This window comes from Providencia vermicola, assembly GCF_010748935.1.
Classification (GTDB): Bacteria; Pseudomonadota; Gammaproteobacteria; order Enterobacterales; family Enterobacteriaceae; genus Providencia; species Providencia zhejiangensis.
Genome location: NZ_CP048796.1, coordinates 564,728 through 589,695 on the forward strand (window position 1 = coordinate 564,728; position 24,968 = coordinate 589,695).

The 24,968-nt window shown below is 41.1% G+C and carries 20 protein-coding genes and 1 pseudogene; 15 read left to right on the top strand and 6 right to left on the bottom strand.

The window, feature by feature from the left end:
• The 5 genes and pseudogenes from G3341_RS02410 to dusA all read left to right on the top strand — a co-directional run bounded on the left by G3341_RS02410 (position 1) and on the right by dusA (position 5,021).
• A pseudogene (locus tag G3341_RS02410) lies at positions 1 to 935 on the top strand (nucleoside hydrolase).
• A gap of 106 nt (positions 936 to 1,041) precedes the next feature.
• Positions 1,042 to 1,521, top strand: a complete 480-nt coding sequence (locus tag G3341_RS02415) for a DUF6882 domain-containing protein (protein WP_163860625.1) — start codon at positions 1,042 to 1,044, stop codon at positions 1,519 to 1,521.
• A 92-nt stretch (positions 1,522 to 1,613) separates the two neighbouring features.
• On the top strand, positions 1,614 to 2,414 hold the full coding sequence (locus G3341_RS02420; RefSeq protein ID WP_163860626.1) for an inositol monophosphatase family protein: 801 nt from the start codon (positions 1,614 to 1,616) through the stop codon (positions 2,412 to 2,414).
• A 439-nt stretch (positions 2,415 to 2,853) separates the two neighbouring features.
• On the top strand, positions 2,854 to 3,498 hold the full coding sequence (locus tag G3341_RS02425) for a hypothetical protein (RefSeq protein ID WP_154623824.1): 645 nt from the start codon (positions 2,854 to 2,856) through the stop codon (positions 3,496 to 3,498).
• 512 nt (positions 3,499 to 4,010) lie between these two features.
• The gene (gene dusA, locus G3341_RS02430) at positions 4,011 to 5,021 is read left to right on the top strand and encodes a tRNA dihydrouridine(20/20a) synthase DusA (RefSeq protein ID WP_163860627.1); all 1,011 of its coding nucleotides are present in this window, start codon (positions 4,011 to 4,013) and stop codon (positions 5,019 to 5,021) included.
• A 45-nt stretch (positions 5,022 to 5,066) separates the two neighbouring features.
• Here the strand turns inward: dusA and G3341_RS02435 are convergent, their stop codons facing one another.
• On the bottom strand, positions 5,067 to 6,050 hold the full coding sequence (locus G3341_RS02435) for an NADPH:quinone reductase (protein WP_163860628.1): 984 nt from the start codon (positions 6,048 to 6,050) through the stop codon (positions 5,067 to 5,069).
• 339 nt (positions 6,051 to 6,389) lie between these two features.
• Here G3341_RS02435 and dnaB point away from each other — a divergent pair, with 339 nt between their 5' ends.
• The 3 genes from dnaB to G3341_RS02450 all read left to right on the top strand — a co-directional run bounded on the left by dnaB (position 6,390) and on the right by G3341_RS02450 (position 10,320).
• A complete protein-coding gene (gene dnaB, locus G3341_RS02440; protein ID WP_163860629.1) occupies positions 6,390 to 7,799 on the top strand; it encodes a replicative DNA helicase in 1,410 nt (469 codons plus the stop codon).
• Between the two features lie 174 nt (positions 7,800 to 7,973).
• A complete protein-coding gene (gene alr, locus G3341_RS02445; protein ID WP_163860630.1) occupies positions 7,974 to 9,056 on the top strand; it encodes an alanine racemase in 1,083 nt (360 codons plus the stop codon).
• Positions 9,057 to 9,123: 67 nt separating this feature from the next.
• Positions 9,124 to 10,320, top strand: coding sequence for an aromatic amino acid transaminase (locus tag G3341_RS02450; RefSeq protein WP_163860631.1), 1,197 nt, complete (start codon positions 9,124 to 9,126; stop codon positions 10,318 to 10,320).
• A 110-nt stretch (positions 10,321 to 10,430) separates the two neighbouring features.
• Here G3341_RS02450 and uvrA read toward each other — a convergent pair whose 3' ends face one another.
• Positions 10,431 to 13,265 (bottom strand): excinuclease ABC subunit UvrA, encoded by a 2,835-nt coding sequence (gene uvrA / locus G3341_RS02455; protein ID WP_163860632.1) that lies wholly within the window; start codon positions 13,263 to 13,265, stop codon positions 10,431 to 10,433.
• A gap of 397 nt (positions 13,266 to 13,662) precedes the next feature.
• Between uvrA and G3341_RS02460 the strand changes: the two genes are divergently transcribed.
• Positions 13,663 to 14,181: a single-stranded DNA-binding protein gene (locus tag G3341_RS02460; protein ID WP_154623819.1), complete on the top strand. Its 519-nt coding sequence runs from the start codon at positions 13,663 to 13,665 to the stop codon at positions 14,179 to 14,181.
• Positions 14,182 to 14,788: 607 nt separating this feature from the next.
• Here G3341_RS02460 and aarP read toward each other — a convergent pair.
• Together aarP and G3341_RS02470 are read right to left on the bottom strand one after the other, a co-directional pair.
• Entirely contained in the window at positions 14,789 to 15,196 is a 408-nt protein-coding gene (gene aarP / locus G3341_RS02465; RefSeq protein ID WP_154623204.1) for an HTH-type transcriptional activator AarP, read from the bottom strand.
• Between the two features lie 157 nt (positions 15,197 to 15,353).
• The gene (locus tag G3341_RS02470; RefSeq protein ID WP_163860633.1) at positions 15,354 to 16,520 is read right to left on the bottom strand and encodes an MFS transporter; all 1,167 of its coding nucleotides are present in this window, start codon (positions 16,518 to 16,520) and stop codon (positions 15,354 to 15,356) included.
• Between the two features lie 377 nt (positions 16,521 to 16,897).
• On the opposite strand from G3341_RS02470, the gene ivbL reads away from it, so the two are divergent.
• The 4 genes from ivbL (at position 16,898) to G3341_RS02490 (ending at position 19,928) form a co-directional block, all read left to right on the top strand.
• Positions 16,898 to 16,987 carry an ilvB operon leader peptide IvbL gene (gene ivbL, locus G3341_RS02475; protein WP_154621822.1) on the top strand — a complete coding sequence of 30 codons (90 nt, stop codon included), beginning with the start codon at positions 16,898 to 16,900 and terminating at the stop codon, positions 16,985 to 16,987.
• A gap of 104 nt (positions 16,988 to 17,091) precedes the next feature.
• Positions 17,092 to 18,789 carry an acetolactate synthase large subunit gene (gene ilvB / locus G3341_RS02480; protein WP_154621821.1) on the top strand — a complete coding sequence of 566 codons (1,698 nt, stop codon included), beginning with the start codon at positions 17,092 to 17,094 and terminating at the stop codon, positions 18,787 to 18,789.
• Positions 18,790 to 18,791: 2 nt separating this feature from the next.
• On the top strand, positions 18,792 to 19,076 hold the full coding sequence (gene ilvN / locus G3341_RS02485; protein WP_004924476.1) for an acetolactate synthase small subunit: 285 nt from the start codon (positions 18,792 to 18,794) through the stop codon (positions 19,074 to 19,076).
• Positions 19,077 to 19,265: 189 nt separating this feature from the next.
• A complete protein-coding gene (locus G3341_RS02490) occupies positions 19,266 to 19,928 on the top strand; it encodes a hypothetical protein (RefSeq protein WP_154621820.1) in 663 nt (220 codons plus the stop codon).
• On the opposite strand, the gene G3341_RS02495 is transcribed toward G3341_RS02490, so the two are convergent.
• The gene (locus G3341_RS02495; protein ID WP_154621819.1) at positions 19,925 to 20,482 is read right to left on the bottom strand and encodes a helix-turn-helix domain-containing protein; all 558 of its coding nucleotides are present in this window, start codon (positions 20,480 to 20,482) and stop codon (positions 19,925 to 19,927) included. The genes G3341_RS02490 and G3341_RS02495 overlap by 4 nt on opposite strands.
• 222 nt (positions 20,483 to 20,704) lie before the next feature.
• Between G3341_RS02495 and G3341_RS02500 the strand changes: the two genes are divergently transcribed.
• Both G3341_RS02500 and G3341_RS02505 read left to right on the top strand, forming a co-directional pair.
• The gene (locus tag G3341_RS02500) at positions 20,705 to 21,457 is read left to right on the top strand and encodes a sulfite exporter TauE/SafE family protein (RefSeq protein ID WP_163860635.1); all 753 of its coding nucleotides are present in this window, start codon (positions 20,705 to 20,707) and stop codon (positions 21,455 to 21,457) included.
• A gap of 166 nt (positions 21,458 to 21,623) precedes the next feature.
• Positions 21,624 to 22,814 (top strand): MFS transporter, encoded by a 1,191-nt coding sequence (locus G3341_RS02505; RefSeq protein WP_154621817.1) that lies wholly within the window; start codon positions 21,624 to 21,626, stop codon positions 22,812 to 22,814.
• Positions 22,815 to 22,863: 49 nt separating this feature from the next.
• On the opposite strand, the gene G3341_RS02510 is transcribed toward G3341_RS02505, so the two are convergent.
• Entirely contained in the window at positions 22,864 to 24,534 is a 1,671-nt protein-coding gene (locus tag G3341_RS02510) for an ArnT family glycosyltransferase (RefSeq protein WP_163860636.1), read from the bottom strand.
• Between the last annotated feature and the right edge of the window lie 434 nt (positions 24,535 to 24,968).

Below are 24,968 nucleotides of genomic sequence, written 5' to 3' on the forward strand. Positions count from 1 at the left end.
ATGGCAAAGAAAATTATCCTAGATTGCGATCCGGGACATGACGATGCGATTGCGTTGTTATTGGCTTATGGTAATCCTGAAATAGATTTATTGGCTGTCACTACTGTCGCGGGTAATCAAACTCTTGAAAAAGTCACTCATAATGCGCTTGCTGTTGCGGAAATGGCAAAAATTCGGGGAATTCCGTTTGCGGCAGGTTCACCTCGGCCATTAGTACGTGAAGTGGAAATTGCTCCTGATATTCATGGAGATTCAGGGCTTGATGGTCCTCAATTACCAGAACCATCGCTAACATTAGAAAATAGTCATGCAGTAGAATTGATCATAAAATTGATCATGTCGCATCCTCCAAAACCATCACTTTAGTGCCTACAGGGGCACTGACCAATATTGCATTAGCAGCAAGGCTTGAGCCGCGTATTGTGGAGCGGGTGAAGGAAGTTGTGTTAATGGGCGGCGGTTACCATGTTGGAAACTGGAGCCCTGTGGCTGAATTTAATATTAAGATTGATCCGGAAGCCGCACATATTGTTTTTAATGAAAAATGGCCACTCACCATGGTTGGCTTAGACCTCACTCACCAAGCACTTGCAACGCCGGATGTTATCGAAAACATCGCTAAAGTTGGCACACCTTGTTCGCAATTTGTTGTCGAATTACTCGATTTCTTTGGCAAAATGTATAAACAGGCGCAAGGTTTTGATGCCCCACCAGTGCATGACCCTTGTGCTGTTGCCTATGTTATCGACCCTTCCGTCATGACGACACAACGTGTTCCCGTGGATATTGAGCTAACAGGAACGTTAACTTTAGGGATGACCGTTGCTGATTTCCGCCATCCTGCCCCTGCTGATTGTCATACTCAAGTCGCGGTAAAATTAGATCATGCTAAATTCTGGCAACTGGTGGTGGATGCCTTAAAACATATTGGGTGATAAATAGCTATTAGGTCATGTTGAATCCCCATAGTTTAGCTGGCCTAATCTATCACTATGTAATGATTTTCTTTCTGTTATTAAGTTGTAATTTAGGAATGCTTATATGAATCAAGATGCTGAAAACTTACCTTATGACATATTGCTAGCCCGTAGCATGAACGCCTTGCAACATAAGAGTCAATTTCATTGTGATACTTGGAAACTTGATCAAGCGAGTTGGTCTGTTGATCAAGAAGAAGGCATTATCGTTTTTCAGGCGCCAGACGATATTGTGGCAGTTGCCCCCGTGCAAATTATCGGCACTTATGATCAAAACCAAGGAAATTGGCTGTGGGGATGGGCGAATAGCTCGATCGAAGAACCATTATTACAAGATGCTTTAGCCGTACAAGAATTTGCTGAACGCAAAGGCTATGATCAATTAACCGAAGCCATGTGTCAGATCGATGAAAGCGAAGCTTGGGAATTTGCCGCACTAGCTTGTGAGTTAAATGAACGCCAAGGAGTATACCGCGGTGCCGCAGGGAATACGTTAATTTTTATGTCGTTTGGTGAAGTTAAGCTCCATAAAAATAATGCATAATCATTGAGTAACAAAAAGCATGATTATCTCTCCCTAATTATTCTTGGAAGTTATAATGACGATCTGTCTTATGCTTTGGGAGGATAAACACGATGTTAGCAATAGCACTTGAAGCGGCGAAATCGGTCACAGCGATGACTGTGGAAGCATTTCAAGGCGCTGGACGATTTGATTACAAGCCGGATCGTTCAGTTGTCACCCAAACGGATTTGCGAGTTGAATCTGAATTGCGTGAATTATTCGCTCGACGCACCCCTAATATCCCCATTCTTGGCGAAGAATTTGGCCTTGAAGGCAGTAAATCATTCGATTCGGGCTGGGTTATTGACCCTATCGATGGTACTCGTGCTTTTATTTATGGTGTTCCGTTATTTAGCACCTTGATTGCTTATGTTGAGCATGGTGAGCCTATTGTCGGTGTCATTAGCTTTCCCGCTATTTCTACAATTATGTACGCTGCAAAAGGGGATGGCTGCTATTTAGACACAGGTAACAGCTCTAGACGGCTAGTCTTAGCAAAAGACGCACCAAAAGAGCTGGCGAATGCGGTGGTTTCAGCATCAGGTATTCATAGTAGCACTTACGATCCACGAGATGGAACAACGCTTTATCATCTCGATCGTATTGTCGGAGCGGCGCGTGATTTTATTTTTGCTAATGATGCTTATCAACATGCAATGGTTGCATCAGGCCGTATACATGCCGCTATTGATTCGATCATGAAACCTTGGGATAGTGCGGCGCTGATCCCCTGTATTCGCGAAGCTGGCGGAGAAGTCTGTACCTTAAGTGGTGAACGTGAAAAAGTGTTGTTTGGCGGCAGCTTACTCAGTGCTTCAACGCCGGAGCTTGCGGAGCACATTGTGAATTTGATGAATACACCGGTTTCTTAAGTGAATGCAGATGGTGATAAATGTTTATAGCCTATATTGCGGAATATCATATTGAACAATTCCCTCGTATTCGCGTATTTGGCAATTAATAAGAGAGATAAAAATTTATTTATATGAGTTTACAACATGTCACTAATAAAGTGACATGTTGTAATATGAACGTCTACTCTATTCTATTCTACACTAAATAATCGAAAATTAATTATAATGAGTTTAATCTAAATGTAATCTTCAGTTTTAATTGGCTGAAAATCAATGATAAAGGAAGTTTATTTTAAAAAACACACATCATAATCGTCTCTTTTTTGCTTTTATATGCTTAGGTTTTAATAATAACAGGTTTTTATCTTTTTTATTTTATAATCTATCCGACAAATAAATTACTACTATAATTAATTTGTGTTTTTTCATCGGTGTTATATAAATAAATGAGGCTATTATGATTAAGTCTGGGTATATTGATGAAGTTTTAAAAGTTACTGAATCCACTAATTCAAATTCAGATAACTCAAGCGTGATTGTTAAATGTACTTTGGAAGAGAGTGATGAAATTATTGACCTTGTTTTTAGTAATGATGATAAATATATAGCCGAATTGTATGTGTCATTATTAGAATATGTTTCGCCAGATAGTTTCTTTAGCCTATATGTTGAGTTTTTTAGTTCCCCAAATCGGATAGAACAAAACCATCTTGTTAAGGGGTTTAAACTAGAGCTGCCAGCCTTCCTAGAACACATGGCGTTGTCAGACAGTGAGTCTGTTTTAAATAATAATCAGGACTCAGAAGACGATAACATTATGAAAGGCGAGATATATGGAGTAAACGAAATTAGTAAAGAATTAGATTCCGTGTACTATGAAGTGATTACAAGAGTAGAACGAGGAAACTATAAAATCGTATTATACTCTGAAAATATGAAGTCATTTTTCATTAACTATGCTGGGATGATCACTCGATATAATCTCTTACCTAGAAATACGATTAAGTTAGAGTATATCATGTATGTTGAGTTTTATGTTGCGAATAACAACAGCGAACTGCATTATTCGATACCACATGTTATGGAGGTTAATAAAGTCTAAATGAAAAAATAATCGATTAATATAAAAAGGGTGTGTGAATCTAAAATCTCACTGGGTTTTTATTGGTGGGATTTTTTATATTGCATTGCGATAATTTATTTCACTCTGTCTATGGCCTATTGATGAATTAGAATATTAAAAATATGTTTTATCGGGCCTATGGCTGCCATCGATAGAAGAGTATTAAACCGGTTGAATTTAATATGCGCACAGATTTTTAATAGCAAATAGTGTGTTTATACCTCATGGCATATTGAGTATCGATGCATGTAGCAGGGCTACCTTGTGTTTAAATACTTTTGCCGTCTTCTTGATAGCAACCGAGCAGCGATATCGCACAGTACCATCTGCTCTCATTCTGAGGTCTATGTTATAATCGTCTATCTTATAGTATTTTCCATGGCAGATTTAGGTGTGGAGTTTCCCAAACAGAGGGCTTCAACGGGTGTTCTGGTAAAGCAAAAACACATTAAATAGGTCACAAAAGACATGGATACAAGACAGATACAACAATGACCGAAAATAAGGTTTTTCAAGGTATGACAGGTTACAAGAACATAAATAGATTTTCCGTTGCGCCGATGTTGGATTGGACTGACCGCCATTGCCGATACTTCCACCGTTTGTTGAGCAAAAATACGTTGCTCTATACTGAAATGGTCACCACAGGCGCTATTATTCACGGTAAAGGTGATTATTTAGCATTTAGTGAAGAAGAGCAACCTGTAGCACTACAGCTTGGCGGCAGTGACCCAGCGGCATTAGCACAATGTGCAAAGTTAGCACAAGCGCGTGGTTACGATGAAATTAATCTTAATGTCGGTTGTCCATCTGATCGTGTACAGAATGGCCGTTTTGGCGCTTGTTTAATGGCAGATGCTCAGCTTGTGGCTGATTGTGTCAAAGCGATGCAGGACGTGGTGTCGATCCCAGTGACGGTGAAAACGCGGATTGGTATCGATGAGCAGGACAGCTACCAATTTTTGTGTGACTTTATTGAGACCGTTTCAGCCAAAGGCGGCTGTGAAATGTTTATCATCCACGCTCGTAAAGCATGGTTATCTGGCCTTAGTCCAAAAGAAAATCGTGAAATCCCACCCTTGGATTATCCGCGTGTTTATCAGCTAAAACGTGATTTTCCTCAGTTAACGATAGCAATTAATGGTGGAATAAAAACCCTAGAAGAAGCGAAAGAGCATTTACGCCACCTTGATGGTGTGATGGTAGGACGTGAAGCCTATCAAAATCCCACTATTTTGACTGCGGTAGATAACCAATTATTCGATAGTCAATTGCCGGTGGTGAATGCTGTGGATGCTGTTCAGCAAATGTTTCCTTATATCGAAAAAGAGTTATCGCGAGGCACTTACTTGGGACATATTACCCGCCATATGCTAGGGATATTCCAAGGTATTCCAGGCGCTCGCCAATGGCGACGTTATTTGAGTGAGAATGCACATAAGAAAGGTGCAGATCTTGCTGTCGTCGAACAAGCCTTGGCATTAGTTACTCGAGATCAATAATTAGCGTTGGGATGGCAACCGCAGTTGGCATCCCAATCAAGCGAATTAAGGGATCAATAGGCTAGAACCTTGCGTTTTTCTCGACTCTAATGTGCGGTGTGCCGTTTGCACATCTTTTAAGGCAAAAATCTGTTGCTCTGGTACATCCACGTTCAGTTTGCCACTCAATATCATATCAAACAGCGCACGGCTGGCTTGATCTAGCTCGGCTCTATTAGTGACGTAGACCCCTAATGATGGGCGAGTGACATACAAACCGCCTTTTTGATTTAATATTCCTAGGTTGACGCCTGTCACTGGGCCAGATGCATTACCAAAACTCACCATTAAACCACGGCGTTTCAGTGAATCGAGTGAGGCAATCCAAGTTGACTGGCCGACAGAGTCATAAACGACATTCACTTTTTCACCGTTGGTGATTTCTTTAACGCGTGCAGCAATATCTTCAGTTTGGTAATTAATCACTTCCCACGCACCAGCTGCTTTGGCGCGTTCTGCTTTTTCCGCACTACCAACCGTACCAATCATTTTGGCACCCAGCGCTTTTGCCCATTGGCAAGCAATGAGTCCAACGCCGCCTGCTGCTGCATGGAATAAAAAGATTTCGTCGCGTTTGATTTGATAAGTTTGGTTCAGTAGGTAATAGACTGTCATACCTTTTAGGCCACATGCCGCGGCTTGATTAAAGGAAATATCATCGGGTAGATGGGCAACAGCCTGTTCTGGTACATTGTGAACTTCACTGTATGCGCCGAGAGGGCCTTGAGCATACATGACTCGGTCACCAGGGCGAAAACCTGTTACTTGGGAACCGGTTTTCACCACAATACCCGCAGCTTCTGTACCCAGGCCTGAGGGCAAATTGGCGACAGGGTATAAACCGCTACGTACATAGGTATCAATATAGTTGATACCTATGGCATGGTTTTCTATCTGAATTTCGTTATCGGCAGGGTCTTTTAGCTCAAAATCGGTATAATTCAGAACTTCGGGGCCACCATTTTGTACAAATTCAATGCGTTTTACCATGATCATCTCCGATAGTAACAGTATTGGACTCGTCGTCTTGCAAGTTATCTGTTGGTTGAGGTGTGTAGCGGACAAATTTTGTTCCTTAATCCCATCGTGAGCTAGTTTCACGGGAATCATTGGATTTGTTGGCTACAAATATTCGAATTATTTAGAAGCTGATTTGTCTACCATATCAATCACTCAATAATAACGCTATGGTTTCGTGGTATGAATTATAGGTTTATCACTCATCGGACAACGATAAAAATTCTGTTCAGGAAGTAAAGAAAGCGCCCTTCAATAACAAGTTTGGCGTATACTAATATGTTAGTAAATAATGGATGTGGATAAGAAAGTATGGCTAAGAAATACCCTTCAGAAAACAAAAACAGTGTGCCGCGCGACCAGCAGATGGAAGGCTTAAAACTTCCACCGCATTCTATCGAAGCGGAGCAATCTGTATTGGGAGGGTTAATGCTAGATAACGAACGTTGGGATACTGTTTCTGAGCGCGTTACCCATGCAGACTTTTATAGTCGTCCACACCGTACTATTTTTGCTCAAATGCAAACCTTGCTAGAACAAGGCAAACCGATTGATCTGATCACGCTATCAGAGTCCCTAGAGCAACAAGGTGAGCTGGATGTTGTTGGGGGATTTGCTTACCTTGCCGAATTGTCAAAAAACACACCAAGTGCGGCGAACATTAATGCTTATGCGGACATTGTTCGTGAACGTGCTGTTGTGCGAGATATGATCTCGGTAGCGAATGAAATCGCCGATGCAGGTTATGACCCACAAGGGCGTAGTAGTGAAGATTTATTGGACTTTGCAGAAACGAAAGTCTTCCAAATTGCTGAATCGCGGGCCAATAAAGATGAAGGCCCAAAGGATATTGAAGCGATTTTAGCGGAAACCATCGAAAAAATTGAAAAACTATATCAGCAGCCGCATGACGGTGTGACTGGGGTGTCAACAGGCTACCAAGATCTCGATAAAAAGACAGCCGGCCTACAGGGCTCCGATTTAATTATCGTCGCCGCCCGTCCATCAATGGGGAAAACGACCTTTGCGATGAACTTGTGTGAAAATGCGGCAATGACGGAAGAAAAACCGGTTTTGATTTTCAGCTTGGAGATGCCCGGCAACCAGATCATGATGCGTATGTTGGCCTCATTATCCCGTGTTGACCAAACGCGTATTCGTACTGGGCAGCTTGATGATGAGGATTGGGCACGAATTTCGAGCACGATGGGGATCTTGTCTGAAAAGCGTAATATGTATATCGATGACTCCTCGGGGTTAACGCCGACAGAGGTTCGCTCACGCGCTCGCCGTATTTATCGTGAACATGGCGGCTTGAGCCTAATCATGATCGACTACCTACAGTTGATGCGAGTTCCTGCGTTATCAGACAACCGAACGTTAGAGATCGCGGAGATCTCGCGTTCACTTAAAGCGTTAGCGAAAGAGCTTAATGTACCCGTTGTGGCGCTTTCACAGCTAAACCGAAGCCTTGAGCAACGTGCAGATAAACGCCCAGTCAACTCCGACTTACGTGAATCAGGCTCTATCGAGCAGGATGCTGACTTGATCATGTTTATTTATCGTGATGAAGTTTATCACGACAACAGCGACTTGAAAGGCGTTGCGGAAATTATTATAGGTAAACAGCGTAATGGGCCAATTGGTACGGTTAGATTGACGTTCAATGGCCAATGGTCTCGCTTCGATAACTATGCGGGGCCGGCTTACGATGATGAATAAACACTCACCCGATTTCGAGTTGTCATTGCGTTGACTCAGTTCACTCGTCTTAGCCGCATACTTTGGTATGCCCCTAAGGCGTTTTTTTGTGTCGTGTTATGACAACTGGAATGATTTCGTGTATTCACTAACGATAGTTTTAGTGATGAGAGCATAAAAATAAAAGAGGAAATAATGAAAGCGGCAACCGCATTAATTAACCGCCGCGCTCTGCGACACAATCTGCAACGCGTCAGAGAATTAGCACCACACAGTCGTCTCATTGCAATTGTTAAAGCAAACGCTTATGGCCATGGATTAACTGAAGTCAGTACCGGTATTGAAGACCTCGTTGATGGGTTTGGGGTTGCCCGTCTTAAGGAAGCTCTGGCATTAAGAGAAAAGGGAATAACAGCTCCCATCGTGTTACTTGAAGGTTTCTTTGAACATTCTGATCTGCCATTGTTAGTCACACACCGTATCGATACGGTTATCCATTGTATTGAACAACTTGAAATGTTGGAAAATGTTCAGTTAGCGATGCCTATCAAAGTTTGGATGAAACTTGATACGGGTATGCATCGCTTAGGTGTACTTCCTCAAGATGCGGAGGCGTTTTATCAGCGTTTACAAGCTTGTAAAAATGTCGAATTGCCTATCAATATTGTTAGCCATTTTTGTCAGGCTGATGAACATGAATTACCTACAACCGCTAAACAAATCCATTGCTTCAAACAATTTATTGAGAATAAGGTCGGGGAAAAATCGATTGCGGCATCGGCAGGCATTCTATTATGGCCAGAAGCTCACTATGATTGGGTAAGACCGGGCATTATAATGTATGGCGCGTCTCCGCAAGAAGGAGTCCCCGCTAAATCCTTTGGTTTAGAAAGTGTGATGACACTTAAATCAACATTAATTGCCGTCAGAGAGCATGCTGCTGGGCAATGTGTCGGATATGGTGCAACATGGTGTAGTGACCGTGATACTCGACTTGGCGTCGTGGCAATTGGTTATGGTGACGGCTATCCTCGAAGTGCGCCATCGGGCACACCCGTTTTGGTTAATGGGCGAAAAGTGCCAATTGTAGGGCGCGTTTCTATGGATATGATCACCGTCGATTTAGGCCCAAATGCCAATGATAAAGTAGGTGATGAGGTGGTTTTATGGGGGAAAGCTCTGCCTGTTGAGGAAATTGCCAAACAAACAGGAATTATCAACTATGAACTACTGACAAAATTAACCTCAAGAGTTGTCATGGAATATGTAGACGAATAACTGACAAAGGGTTATTTTCAAAAGACGAGACGAAAAATAGAATATTATCTGATTATGGAGATGTCCTGTGTACCAACACGTTGATTCCTATCCTGGCGATCCCATCCTTTCGTTAATGGATGAATTTAATAAAGATACTCGTGAAAACAAAATCAATTTGAGTATTGGCCTGTATTATGACGGTGAAGGCAAAACACCAGAGCTAAAAACAGTGGGCCATGCAAAAGCGGCTTTAAATAAGCTGCCACCAAGTGCATCACTGTATTTGCCGATGGAAGGTTTAAAAGATTATCGATTGGAGATCCAACACCTGCTATTTGGTGCTGATTGCCCACTGATCGCTCAAGAGCGTATTGCAACAGTACAAACGATAGGGGGGTCTGGTGCGCTAAAACTGGGGGCTGATTTCCTTCACCATTATTTCCCTCAATCTGAGGTTTGGTGTAGTGATCCAACATGGGAAAACCATGCCTCTATTTTTTCTGGTGCCGGTACCAAAGTTCACTACTACCCTTATTTTGATGAAAAAACTAAAGGGGTTAAATTTGCTGAAATGCTCGCAACATTTAAGACGTTGCCAGCAAATAGCATCATTTTAATGCATCCGTGTTGCCATAATCCAACGGGGTCTGATTTGACACCTGTGCAGTGGGATGAAGTGACTAAAGTCGCAAAAGCACAAAAACTGATCCCATTCTTAGATATTGCTTACCAAGGTTTCGCTGAAGGTATTGATGAAGATGCTTATGCTATCAGAGCGATGGTCAAAGCAGGTTTACCGGTATTCGTCAGTAATTCATTCTCCAAAATCTTTGGTATCTATGGTGAACGTGCTGGTGGCCTATCTGTTATTTGTGAAAACCAAGAAGAACGCGACCGCGTTCTTGGTCAGCTAAAAGCAGGGGTTCGTCGCCTTTATTCTAGCCCTCCATCAAACGGAGCTAAGATTGTGGCGCAAGTGCTGACTGATAGCGAACAAAAAGCACAATGGTTGAAAGAAGTTGAAGAGATGCGAGTGCGTATTGTCGAAATGCGTACAGTCCTCGTGGACGAACTGAAAAAAGCTTTACCTGAAAAGAACTTTGACCATCTGTTAAAACAACGCGGTATGTTCAGCTATACAGGATTTACAAAAGAACAGGTTGCTCGTTTGAAAGATGAGTTTGCGGTCTATTTAGTCGGAACTGGGCGAGTTTGTATGGCTGGAGTTAACCGCCATAACGTGCATCGTATCGTTGAAGCTTTTGCTGCGGTTAGTCAGTAACCGTCGAGTGATATCGTAAAAAAACGCAGGTAAATCCTGCGTTTTTTATTAAAGAGGCAGTGACACAACGCGGCGATCAAAAACCGCCATTGTTTGGGTCACCGTGATATTTAGTAGCCACGAGCCAAGATTGGTTTTAAGAAACGAGCAGTATGCGATTTTTCACATTCCGCCACCTCTTCTGGGGTACCTGAAATTAATATTTCACCACCACCGCTGCCCCCTTCAGGGCCTAAATCGACAATCCAGTCAGCCGTTTTGATAACATCTAAGTTATGCTCAATGACCACAATGGTGTTACCTTGATCGCGTAATTGATGCAATACCGTCAGCAGCTGTTGGATATCTGCAAAATGTAAGCCAGTCGTTGGTTCATCAAGGATATAAATGGTTTGCCCAGTACCACGTTTCGATAATTCACGTGCAAGTTTCACGCGTTGCGCTTCACCACCAGACAAAGTGGTGGCTGACTGGCCTAAACGAATGTAGGAAAGACCAACATCCATCAATGTTTGCAGTTTACGCGCAAGAGCAGGGACGGCATCAAAGAAATCACGAGCCTCCTCAATAGTCATATCAAGTACTTCGTGAATGCTTTTTCCTTTGTATTTAATCTCTAATGTCTCACGGTTATAACGCTTACCTTTACACTGGTCACAGGGTACATAAACATCAGGTAAGAAGTGCATCTCAACCTTGATCACACCGTCGCCTTGGCAGGCCTCGCAGCGACCACCTTTGACGTTGAAACTAAATCGACCTGGATTATAGCCACGAGTTCGTGATTCAGGTACACCTGCAAATAGTTCACGAATAGGTGTAAAGACCCCCGTATAGGTGGCTGGGTTTGAACGAGGTGTACGGCCGATAGGGCTCTGGTCGATATCAATGACTTTATCGAAATGCTCGAGACCCTCAACATCTAAATAAGGGGCAGGTGTGATGGTCGTTGCACCATTTAATTGACGCTGTGCGATAGGGAATAAAGTATCGTTGATCAGCGTGGACTTCCCTGAACCAGAAACGCCTGTAATACAAGTAAATAAGCCAACAGGGAGTCTAAGGGTGACATTTTTTAGGTTGTTCCCTTTAGCACCATGTAATTGGAGCATCTTGTCTTTATTCACGGGAACTCGTTTCTCGGGAATTTCGATTCGTCGTTCACCGCTTAAGAACTTACCCGTTAATGACTCTGGGTTGGCAATGATATCTTCTAATGTGCCTTGGGCAACAATTTGGCCGCCGTGCACACCGGCTCCAGGGCCAATATCAATAACGTGGTCTGCCGCACAGATTGCATCTTCATCGTGCTCAACCACAATCACGGTGTTACCTAAGTTACGTAGATGGATTAGCGTTTCTAACAGGCGGTCATTATCGCGTTGATGGAGTCCGATTGAAGGCTCATCAAGGACATACATAACTCCAACAAGCCCTGCACCGATTTGGCTGGCAAGACGAATACGCTGTGCCTCACCGCCGGATAAGGTATCCGCGGAGCGAGAAAGGGTTAGGTAATTAAGGCCTACGTTAACTAAGAATTTTAATCGATCACTGATTTCTTTTAGGACTTTTTCGGCAATTTTCGCCCTTTGTCCGCTGAGTTTTAGATTTTGGAAAAATGCCATAGCATGGCCAATGCTGTAATCGGCAATTTCAGGTAACGTGGTGTTTTCGACGAAAACAAAGCGTGCTTCTTTACGCAAGCGAGTTCCGTGACATGTCACACAAGGCCGGTTGCTGATATATTTCGCCAGTTCTTCACGTACCGCAGTAGATTCCGTTTCTTTATAGCGGCGCTCCATATTATTGAGCACCCCTTCGAATGGATGGCGGCGAACAGTGATATCACCTCGATCATTACGGTATTTGAACTCAATGGTCTCTTTCCCTGAGCCATATAAAATAATTTTTTGAATCGATGGGCTTAGGGATTCATAAGGAGCTTCAACATCAAATTTATAATGTTCCGCTAGGGATTGTAGCATTTGAAAATAGTAGAAGTTACGGCGATCCCAACCGCGGATAGCTCCTCCGGCTAAGGAAATCTCCGTACTTTGAATGACTCTTTCCGGATCAAAGAATTGTTGAACGCCAAGGCCATCACAACTTGGGCAAGCACCAGCCGGATTGTTAAAGGAAAAGAGACGTGGCTCTAATTCCATCATGCTGTAACCGCATACCGAGCAGGCAAAATTAGCGGAGAAAACGAGCTCTTCAGCTTGCGGGTCATCCATGTCGGCCACAATGGCTGTGCCACCCGACAATTCCAGTGCCGTTTCAAATGATTCAGCTAAACGTTGTGCAATATCATCACGGATCTTAAAACGATCAACGACCACCTCGATGGTGTGTTTCTTTTGTAATTCAAGGGGCGGTGGATCGGAGAGATCACAAACCTCACCATCAATACGCGCGCGGATGTAACCTTGAGAGGCTAAATTATCTAATAATTTGACATGCTCACCTTTACGATCTTTCACGACGGGGGCTAACAACATCATGCGGCGTTCAGAGGGCTGAGCCAAAACATTATCAACCATTTGGCTTACTGTTTGCGCTGCGAGTGGAATGTTATGGTCAGGGCAACGAGGTTCCCCAACACGAGCAAACAGCAAACGCAAGTAATCATGGATCTCAGTGATGGTACCGACTGTAGACCTCGGGTTATGAGAGGTGGATTTCTGTTCAATCGAAATAGCGGGTGATAGCCCTTCGATGTGGTCAACATCAGGTTTTTCCATCAGCGAGAGAAATTGCCTTGCATAAGCTGATAATGATTCAACATAGCGTCTTTGACCTTCCGCATAGAGCGTATCAAAGGCTAATGATGATTTCCCTGAACCGGACAACCCTGTAATAACTATCAGTTTGTCTCGGGGGATGATGAGATTGATGTTCTTAAGATTATGAGTGCGGGCACCGCGTACTTCGATATTATCCATTTACCACTTCCCGGATGATTTGATAGTGAACAATCATAAGTGGATCATTATCGCACAATTTAGACTGAATGAATATACAGTATTCTATTAAAAAAAAGATTATACATGTTATACTTCAGGCTCTCGCATTGCTGACGATACTGATTCGAACACATCATTATACCGATAATGATGCGGCTGACTGGTCGTCGGTTTGTTTATCAGTTGAATTCATTGAAGCCTATATTTTTTGTCTATCAACACTGATAATAATGATAGGGCTTAAATTTTCAAAGCGGTTCGCATTTTGATTGAACAGCGGGGATTTTCATCGGGAATGCGTATGCAATACTTGATTGGTCGTGTTAAACTTCATGACCAATACAGAGATTAAATCTAATGCATCAGGAGTGTTTAAATGGCCAGCAGAGGCGTAAATAAAGTAATTCTTATCGGTAACTTAGGGCAAGATCCTGAAATCCGTTACATGCCTAATGGCGGTGCCGTGGCAAACCTGACTCTGGCAACTTCTGAAAGCTGGCGTGATAAGCAAACCGGCGAAATGCGTGAGAAAACAGAATGGCACCGCGTGGTTATTTTCGGCAAATTAGCTGAAGTTGCGGGTGAATATCTGAAAAAAGGTTCTCAGGTATACATCGAAGGTTCTTTGCAAACGCGTAAATGGCAAGACCAAAGTGGTCAAGATCGTTATACCACAGAAGTCGTGGTTAACATTGGCGGGTCAATGCAAATGCTAGGCGGACGCGGCGGTGAATCTTCAGGCCAAAGCCAAGGTGGCCAAGGTGGTTGGGGGCAACCACAGCAACCAGCAGCGCAACAATTTAGTGGTGGTGGCGCACCAGCGCGTGCACCGTCATCGCCAGCTCCACAAAGCAGTGAGCCACCAATTGATTTTGATGACGATATTCCGTTCTAAGGCTCGCCTAAAAATAGAATGTTGAAGAATGATAAAATACCCTTATTTTAAGGGTATTTTTATTTGTTCAGGAGAGTCTTTGATACAATACTTATTATTCATATAGTTAACTAGGATGGCTAACTTTCTGTTAGCTTGATAAGCCTATTGTTTTATCGTTATGAGTATAAAAATTAATATCAAATCGTTCTTTAAAAAGAAAAACGATGATAGAAAAGAAGTGAATCACCCCCTGTTACTTATTTTATTATTTAAATTGAGTTATTGAACATTGATTTTAATGATGTGAATGAAATGGTGAGTTTGATTGAGCATCATTTTTAAACATAACAGAAAGGTATCGATAGATATTCCACGAAGGCGGCTTTTGTTTATTATTGATGTGTGTTTTGGGGATGCAATAACCTTATTATCATTCAATTATAGTTTTTTTATAAAGTTAAACCTTAAGGGTTGATTAAAATTTTATTAAGGTTTCTTTAAGTATTGTTTTAATGAGTTATTAATGACTTCATTGATAAAAAAGCCCCAGAGAGTGATTACAAGGGGCTTTTTAGATAGTGATATCAGAAAGTTTTAAATATTGATGTTTTTTCATATGAAATAATTAAGCTACCTTTGGTTCCAGTAGTAGCGGATCATTATCATAATTATTTGCAAGTCGATATAAAGAAGGTGATGTACCTAAATACGCTTTAAATCTTTTTGCGAATGATTGTTGCGAGTCAAATTGATATTTAAGCGCAATATCAATAACTTGAAGTTTTGTTGTTTGTAAGTCTTTTGCTGCTTCACTGATCCTTCTGCGGCGGATATATTCACCAAGAGGCATACCGACTATTTTACGAAATACTCGCTGTAAGTGCCATTTGGTATATCCAGAACGTTGAGCAATATCATCGAGTAATAATCTTCTGGTTAGGTTTTCTTCTATCCAAACAAGAATTTCATTGACGACAGCAGATTGGAATTCAGTATATTTTTTACTGTATGAAATAGTTAATTTATTGTACATAATACACTTCCTAGTTATTAGGTATTAAGCATAGTATTCATCTTATGAATTTAAAATAAATAAATCCTAAACAAACTAATAAGACAGAGAGTTTCATAATGATTAATAGTCATTGGGTTACTAAAGGTAAAATTAAATACTGTTGTTATGGTTTAGTTCATTGTGGAATATGTTTTTTTAATACGACATAGCTGCTCAAAATGAAAAGTGCAAAAATTATTGAGACTGTATTCATTAACTGCCAGCCTAATGAAAAGAACAGCACGCCTGCGCCAAGGCTACCTAATGCACCAAAGGAATAAATCAGGAAATCAGTCATACCTTGTACTTTCGCTCTCTCATGAGATTGATAACCGTACGGTAATAATTGGGTTGTACTGATTAAAAGTAAATTCCATGCCACTCCAACGGAAATCCCAGATAATAAGTAGTGGTAAAACTCAGTACCTAAAAGGTTAATAGTTGCAGAGAGTATGAGTAATAGAATACCGACAAAAATAATTTTTTTAGCTCCTAAGCGCTGAATCAAATGCCCAGTGAAAAATGAAGGGGCAAACATGCCAAGTACATGACATTGAAAGACGATAGCGATCAAAGGAAACGGGAAATGATTTTGTTTCATAGAGAGTGGAATAGACGCAAAAGTAAAAACAACCAATGCATAGCCAACGGCGCTCACTATCGCAATTAATTTTAATATGGGTTGTGAATATAACTGCTTGTAACTACGCTTCACCTCCATATGATTTTGTTTTTCTGGGGGAATTTTCTTTAATGGGATGTTTAATAGTAAGATAAAGGCGAGCACATAAATGCCCACTAAGGTACTAAAAGGGCCTGCAAATGGGTATTCAGTAAAAAATCGTTGTGTGACTACCGCGAGTGTAGGGCCGATTAAGGCGGCAGCGATTCCTCCACTCATGACTAATCCAATCGCTTTAGCATGCAAGAACTTAGGTGCCTCTTCTAATGCAGCGAAACGAAATTGTTGAGCCGTACCAATTGCAATGCCTGTAAAAAATAAGCCAAGCGAAAAGTAGGCTAAGTGATGATAAATAATGCCAATAATAGACAAGGTTGCGCCGATGATGCCCGCGATATTGCCCAAGATAAAACCTAATTTTCTGGAGTGTTTCTGCATTAAATATGCAATAGGAATGGTTGCGATAATCAGACCAATATATTGACTGAGTAATGGCAATGTGGAATAGGTGGGATCTTGGGAAAGACTTTCACCAATCACTACCGCGACCGACAGAACAATAGCATTACCTGTCGTAAACAATGCTAACGCAATAGTTAGCCACCAGACATTTTTTGGCATAATTCCCCCTCGATGCCGAAAGTTATAAACCTCAATAAAAATAAAGAGATATATTTAATTTTTATGGTTATTGCTATCTTGTAAGGAGGGGATTTTACGACTTAAAGTCAACTTTAAGTCAAGAGAAAATTGATAAGAAAATGAGACTTTTTTTCAATCTGTCTAGCTAGTGATAATGACTTTATTATCCTATTTTACTAGATAATTATCCTGTTGCTGTGTGTTGTGATATTGATCTCATTTTAAGTTTGCTGTGAATAAAAATCGAAAAAATGATTGTTATTATGAACAATATGTGTTTTCTTAAATGCACTTACACAAAATAATGATTAATAATCTAACCAATTAAAATCGACAGACAGGATTAACCCGTGAACATGACTCTTCATCATTCAAACCTACTACTTACCGCGCCATCAGCCGCGGTGGTCGTGCGTGTGGTGGTGGTCGTGGGCTTAGCGCCGTAACGGGTACAAATCAACGCAGATTTAGAACCCCGCCGGCGCAAACCGGACGGGGTTTTTTTATGACGCTCCGCCCGAATCCGCCGGCTAGTGTGAAGGATAAAATTATGAGCGAGTTGGGCACAACATCACCAGATAAAACCTGTTTTACAGGTGCAGAATTAATCGTCCACCTGTTAGAAAAACATGGGATTACCATTGTTGCAGGGATCCCAGGTGGCGCGGCACTCCCTTTTTATGATGCTTTAGGCAAAAGTAAGCAGATTCGCCATATTTTGGCGCGCCATGAGCAAGGCGCTGGCTTTATTGCACAAGGCATAGCACGTACCACTGGTAAAGCGGCAGTGTGTATTTCATCAAGTGGCCCAGGGGCAACGAATTTAGTGACGGCAATTGCCGATGCTAAGCTCGATTCTATTCCATTAGTTTGTATTACAGGGCAAGTTCCTTCATCAATGATTGGTACAGATGCATTCCAAGAAGTTGATACTTATGGAATTTCTATTCCTGTCACCAAACATAATTACTTGGTTCGTAATATCAATGAATTACCTCAAGTTATTTGTGATGCTTTTCGGATTGCAGAATCAGGACGTCCGGGACCTGTGTGGATTGATATCCCGAAGGATGTACAAACCGCGACTATCGAATTAGATTCATTACCTGAGATTCAGCCAAAAGATAAAGCCCCAAATTTTGATATGGAAAAGGTCATTCAGGCAGCTGAGATGATTAATCAGGCTAAGCGCCCAGTTCTTTATTTTGGTGGCGGGGTTATTAGTTCTGAATCGACGGAAACGGCGATTGCTTTTGCAGAGAAAGCAACACTGCCAACAACAATGACATTGATGGCGTTAGGCACTATTCCAATGCGTCATCCACTGTATTTAGGCATGTTGGGCATGCATGCAGCGCGTAGCACTAATATGGTTATGGAAGAAGCGGACCTGTTAATTGTTATTGGAGCACGCTTTGATGACCGTGCAATAGGTCGCGCAGAAAAATTTTGCCCGAATGCCAAAATTATTCATGTGGATATCGATAAAGCAGAGATCAGCAAAATTAAACGCCCTGATATTGCTATCAATGCTGATGCAGGGCAAATCCTAGAATTATTGCTGCCATTAGTTGAGCGAAATCAGCGTGAAGAATGGATGACAAGAGTTAATGAGTTAAAACAGAACTTTCCGCTGAATTTAAGTGAGGCTGATAATCCTTTAACACATTACGGGTTAGTGTTAGCGGCAGCAAGAGCAGCAGGAGAAGACGCGATCGTGACTACGGATGTGGGACAGCATCAAATGTGGGCGGCACAAGTTTATCCGTTATCACGTCCTCGCCAGTGGTTAACATCTGGCGGCTTGGGAACCATGGGATTTGGTTTGCCGGCCGCGATTGGTGCAGCTTTAGCGAATCCTGAGAAAACGATCGTTTGTTTTTCGGGGGATGGCAGCTTGATGATGAATATTCAAGAGTTGGCTACCGCAGTTGAACATCAACTTAATATCAAAATTGTTTTGATGAACAACCAAGCATTAGGGATGGTTTACCAGCAACAAGAACTGTTTTTTGATAATCGTATTTATGCAGCCGCTTATCCATACCAAACCGATTTTATAAAAATTGCGGCAGGATTCGGCTTGCAGACCTGTGATTTAAATACAGAAGCAGATCCTGAGATGGCATTAGAAACGATTATGAATACAAAGGGTCCCTGCTTAATTCATGCCTTGATCGATGTGAACCAAAAGGTTTATCCAATGGTTCCACCGGGTGCTGCAAATATTGATATGATCGGAGCGTAATTATGGTTTTTGAACATCATCCTATCGCGTTAGAACTTATTGTCCGTAACCACCCTGGCGTCATGTCACATATTTGTGGTTTGTTTGCGCGCCGAGCATTTAATGTGGATGGCATCCTATGTATGCCAATAAAAGATAAAGATGAAAGCCGTATTTGGCTGTTAGTCCAAAAAGACGAACGCTTATCTCAAATGGTCAATCAAGTTGAAAAATTAGAAGACGTTCGTGAAGTTCGTTTTAGCGACGATTTAAGGTTATTTGAGACCATGCAAAATTATCTGCAATAACGCTTAATAACAACGGCATGTCTATTCAACCTACATCACGGTGTAGGTTGAATTTTTTATCTGGCTTATGGATACAATTTAAGTACATTTGTTTGTTTTAGTTTTCAGGTGTTTCTTAAAGTGAACAATGATGATATAACAATTTCAACATCACATCATAAAGCTGTTATCTATAAGTGGATTATTTTTATGCAAAACAATATTTATCTTACTGATACTTATCTCTATGAAATTAAAACCACTATTCTCGAGTCGGGTCATGATGACGACGGGCAATGGGTGGCATTGACGGAGAATATCTTTCATCCTCAAGGAGGAGGGCAGCCAGCAGATATTGGTTGGATTAATGATGAGCCTGTTCGTATTAAGAAACACTCGAATGGATTAATTATTGCTTATTTAAACTCAAACCAAGATTTGCAGAGTGGTGATACCGTTATTGCCCGTGTTGATAAGGCGCAGCGTCAACACCATGCCGCTTTACATACTACAGGACACTTGCTGAGTTGGGTTATGTCACGTTTTGGTTGGCAGGGACAAAAAGGGCATCACTTTCCTAATGAGTCACGGGTTGAATTCAGCGCCATCGGAGATAACGCCACACCTATCGAGCAACTTGATGATAAGCAAATAGAAATGCTAGTGAATCAATCTATCAGTGATGATTCACCTGTATTAATCGGGCAACGCGATACGTTACGGCTTTGTGGTGTTTCTGAAGGTGATGAGGTGCCATGCGGTGGTACGCATGTCGCATCACTTGGTAAAATTGAACAGTTTTCAATTAAATCAATGAAGTATAAAAAAGGCATACTGCGGATCAGTTACGACGCGAAGCATATCGAGCATTAAATACTGTCACTGAGGTGAGAGTAGGTCATGACGACGGTTGCATTTAATTCTCCTTCCATGCAGAGGTAGGAATGGGGAAAGTCACAGCTAAAAGCATAAAAATCGCCTTCTTCTAGTAGTACTGTCTGGTCGTTTTTTAAACGTAGCATCAATGACCCTGTATGCATCATGATGTGTTCATGGGTTCCACTCATGTGAGCTGGACTATTAATGATGGCGCCACGTTTCATTTTTAGCTGCCATATCTCAGAAATATTGCCCATATTGATCCGAAATTTAAAGAGCTGTGAATAATCGCCTTGTAGGGTGGAGGATTTGACGAAATAGGGGTAAGTTTCATGCTGTAATGCAAATAAGTCGCTCAGAGGGAAACGTAATGCAATGGCAATAGCTTCTAGCGTATCAACGCGAGGGTTGGAATCACCCGATTCTAATTTAGAGAGCGCGGCTTTTGAAATGCCTGATAGGCGCGCAAGTTCATTCAGGGATAAATTTCGTGCTTGCCTCAGATGGCGTACTTTTTGACCAATTTTAATATTGATTTTTTTATCCATATGCTGTCTTCCCTGAAAATTAATTTATGCTATTAATTCTAGCATCATAGCAACATTATGTCAGAAATGTACTGACGAAGGCATAATATTTTGGCAATAATCTCGAAGTGTGAAAATTAACGTGTTTGATAAATAAATAAGGTTTCACATTCTATCAAACAGGACTTTTTTATTTTTTCAGAAGAAATTATAGTGAACAAAATACCCTTGTAGAGATTCACTATGCCGTTTGATATTTTATCTCCAGAGATGGCAATCTGCTTTTTTACTTTACTGTGCGCTTATTTGGTCTTTGGGATGGCTGGCTTTGGTTCTGCGTTAGTCGCCACTCCAGTATTAGCGATGTATCTTCCTTTAAATATGATTGTGCCGACTCTTGCCCTTATTGACTTAACCGCGGCATTAATCAACCTTGTTAAAGATGGTAAAAACGCGGACTATCATGAAATTAAATGGATTATTCCATTGATGATCGTGGGGAGTTTAATTGGGGCTGCCATTCTATTGAAAACGCGTCCTGATATCCTGATTTTACTGTTGGGTATATTTGTTATTTTTTATGTACTGAATACGTTCTTTTCAAAGAAAGCCCAGCCACATTTGTCAAAAGCATTTGTTGTGCCTTTCAGCTTAATCGGTGGGGTTTTTAGTGCCTTATTTGGTAGTGGTGGTTTTATTTATGCTATGTATTTATCAAGCCGCATCGCAGATAAACAGCGATTTCGCATCACCCAGATGACCTTAATCGGTTTTAGTACATTGACACGTGTTATTATATTTTTAGTGATGGGTGTTTATGTCAATATGGATATTATTTTGATGGCGCTAGCTTTTTCTCCCGCTATGCTAATAGGAATCTGGGTTGGGCGCCATATTACACTGAAAATATCCCGTGATACGTTCCTTAAAATTATTAATGTTATTATTTTAATTTCAGGTGTTGCTTTGTTATATCGTTATTTTTTCATTTTATAATCGGTGCCCAAAAATAAAAAACTATCAGTACAAAATATAGTTTATGATACGAGCGCCTTTTGTCATCTTTTGCTAGTTATGATGATGATGGGTTTTTATGTCAAAACTAACCCTAACTAATAGTGTTTAAAATGGATGCTTCATAACGGAAGCAATGAATATCAAAATGAGCTCTGATCATCAGCGTTTTCAATATCTTCGTCGTACCCCTTCATTTGCTATTTTTACGATCACGACCAGTATCGCAGTGATTGGTATTGTCATTGGACTCAGTATTCCAATGGTCGCACTGCGATTAAATAGCTATGGTGTTGGTGAGTTATATATCGGTATTATTTCTGCTGCACCTGCCTTAGGTATGTTTTTAATCGCACCGGTTGTTCAGCGTATTGTGCACTGGTGTGGAAAGCGGCAGGCGATGTTATTTGCCACGGTTGTTTCGGCTATGAGTTTATTGCCGTTGCTCAGCACGTTGCCATTGTGGTTACTTTTCCCATTACGCCTGATTACAGGACTTGCGAGTGGTGTACTTATCTGTTTAGGAGAAACGTGGATTAATGAGCTTTCTCCTGAAAATAAGCGGGGTCGAATATTGGCTATTTATACAACGGTATTTACTGTAAGCCAGCTACTTGGTCCTTCTTTTATTGCTTATTATGGGGTTGAAGATAAGTCACCTTTACTCATTTGTACTTTGCTCCATCTTATATCCATCGCACTATTTTTAGCGATGGAACAAAAGGTGGGAGACCATATTTCAGCCACGGCAAGTGAGTCTCGTTTTTCTATTATTCAATTTGTGAAATTTGCACCCGGTATTTGTGCGGGTATCCTGTTTTTTGCCTTTTTTGATGGCACTATTTTGTCAATATTTCCTATCTATGGGATGGGGATGGGGCATACCGAAGCGATTGCAGCAATGATGATTAGTGCAATATTGGCGGGGGATGCCATTATGCAAATGCCGTTTGGTTGGCTCGCTGATCATATGAATCGTGAAAAATTATACCGAATTTGCGGCATTGTCACGTTTGGTGCAAGTTGCTTGTTGCCATTACTGATTACTCATAACGTCTTAATTTGGTTACTGTTATTTGTCTTAGGCGCAACGGCAGGGGCGATTTACACAATTGCTCTTGTGCAAATTGGACAATATTTTCGTGGCAATGACCTCATTATCGCCAATGCGGCAGCAGCAATGCTATGGGGAATTGGTAACCTTTCTGGACCATTATTAGCTGGCGTAGCGACGTCGATTTCACCATCAGGGCTGCCCGTTCTCCTAATTCTTATTGCAGCGGCATTCCTCTGGTTTACCCGTGAGAAATATAGCGCACAGGCGACTCAGCGAGTCTAAACTGGCTTTCTGTGCCAGTTGTCTGAACTGGCACAGAAATGTGTCTTATCTATTCAACACTCTTATAAACGACTAAATTTTCGGTAAATTCATCGGGGCGATGATCTGTCCAAAATAATGTCATACCAGATGGTGCTGGTTTAACCTGTTTTGATAATACAATCAGCCAGCGGCAATGCGCTGGTTTTTCAAAGCGATCTTGTCGCTGATGCAGAATGTTGGTGTAGTAGTACAGCATAGGGGCTTCAGATTCGCCTATATTATCCGAGGCCATACAGTCATTATCATGATAATGATCATCTAGCTGTTGCGCTAAATCGACAAATACTTTTTCAAATCCTTTGGCATAGTCAATCCAACCTACAAATAAGGTGAACGTGACCCCCCAAACAATACACATGCCTAATGCCCAGTTCTGTATGGCTCTCAATGTTATTTGTTGGCTGAGGAAGGAACCACGTAAAAACCAAATAGCAGTGAGAAGCGTTGCAGCCACCAAAGTCAACGCTGAAAATGGCATGTGATAGCTCATGGGAAGCCATTGACTAAAAAACTGAAGCCAAGTTTCAGCATGGCCAGAAAGCGCGATCACGTAGCAAACCCAAAGAAAAATAATCAGTGCAGACCAGAATGTTGCCGCAAAATATGAAAAATAGCGTAATGCTCTCTCTGGAATAGAAAACAGTGTATTTGTACCTAAAATAGCCAATGGAGCGATAAAAGGTAATAAATAAAGTGCTCTACCTGTTGCTGACATCTGTAAAAATACAATTCCCAATAATGGGAATATTGTGACTAAATACTCATTGTGATTGCGTAATCGTTTTAAAGGGTTCCTTAAAAAATAAAGGGTTGCCAGTATTCCAGAAGGAAAGGCAAATAAAAGGACAGATGCTGGCACGCGTGTTAAGTTAGCCTTAGCGCCTAATTTTTCAACGGAAAAACCTAAAAATCGTCCAATGTTATTTTCCCAAAACCAAGTGATAAAAAGATCTGGGTGTTGCAAATATAATAAGATAGGCCAAGGTAAAATAAAGATCAGTGAGCAAAGGCCCGCGATGATGGCGGGTAACCAGAATGTTTTTTGCCGGCAATGCGGTAGGAAAATAGGCGTAAGTAGTAAGCTGATCCATAAGACACCAGGTACAAATACGCCTTTTGATAACAGGGTAATAGCCGTACCAGCCATAAGCCAACATGCGGATGCGACAACTTTTTCTTGGCGTATCAGCCCTAAAATGCCATATAAACCAATGGTTGCTCCTGTCACCAATGCAATATCCGTGAACATGTCATGGCTATGTCTTAAAATACCGGGAGCACAAACATAGAGTGCGAAAGCCACCCAAATACGTTTATCCCCAATGTCTGCTGCATGGAAAGCGCGACGTGCTAGCAAAATAAAAAATGAAAAATTAACCACTGAAAACAATAGAGTAGCACTACGGGCAGCATCGTGAAGCGGCATTAAGCCAGACAGCAAATGTGAAGTGAGCGTCGCGACCCAGTAGTACAGAGGGGGCTTTTCCATAAAAGGTTCGCCCGCATTGGTAGGCACTAACCAGTTATTGGTTTCGAACATGGTTTGGATGATACCAAAGCTATAGTTCTCATCTTGCTTCCATGGCGTATGCCCATAAATACCGGGCAAAAGATAAATAACCAGGAAGCCAATAAATAAAGTTAGTGATAATTGTTTAGGGGATAATTTTTTATACATTGTTTACAGTAAATATATTCCAATAATTAATAGCTCGGCGTAATGTTTAATTTTAACCTAATAAATAAAAATAAACTGTTATAAATGAATCTTGTTAACATTATGAAATAAAAGTTAATTTTTATTTACTTTTTGAAGGTGTGATTATATTTTTTGCAGCGTTACATTTTTGGTAATAAATGCGGTTAATGAAAATTAAAACCTCATTAATTGAAATTAATTTATCTTGTTATTATTAACAAAATAGAATTTAACTCTAACAAAGCATTTATTAACTACAGCTAAACGAGAGTAAAATCTATTAGTAGTTTATTGAATGGGGTCTATTTCTTAACGTTATTAAAGTCGGAAGAGGTCACGTAGCCATTGCATTTAGCTATCAATAATATCGAGGAAGAAAGAAAGACTAAAAATTTACGTTAAGTTTGCTTTGC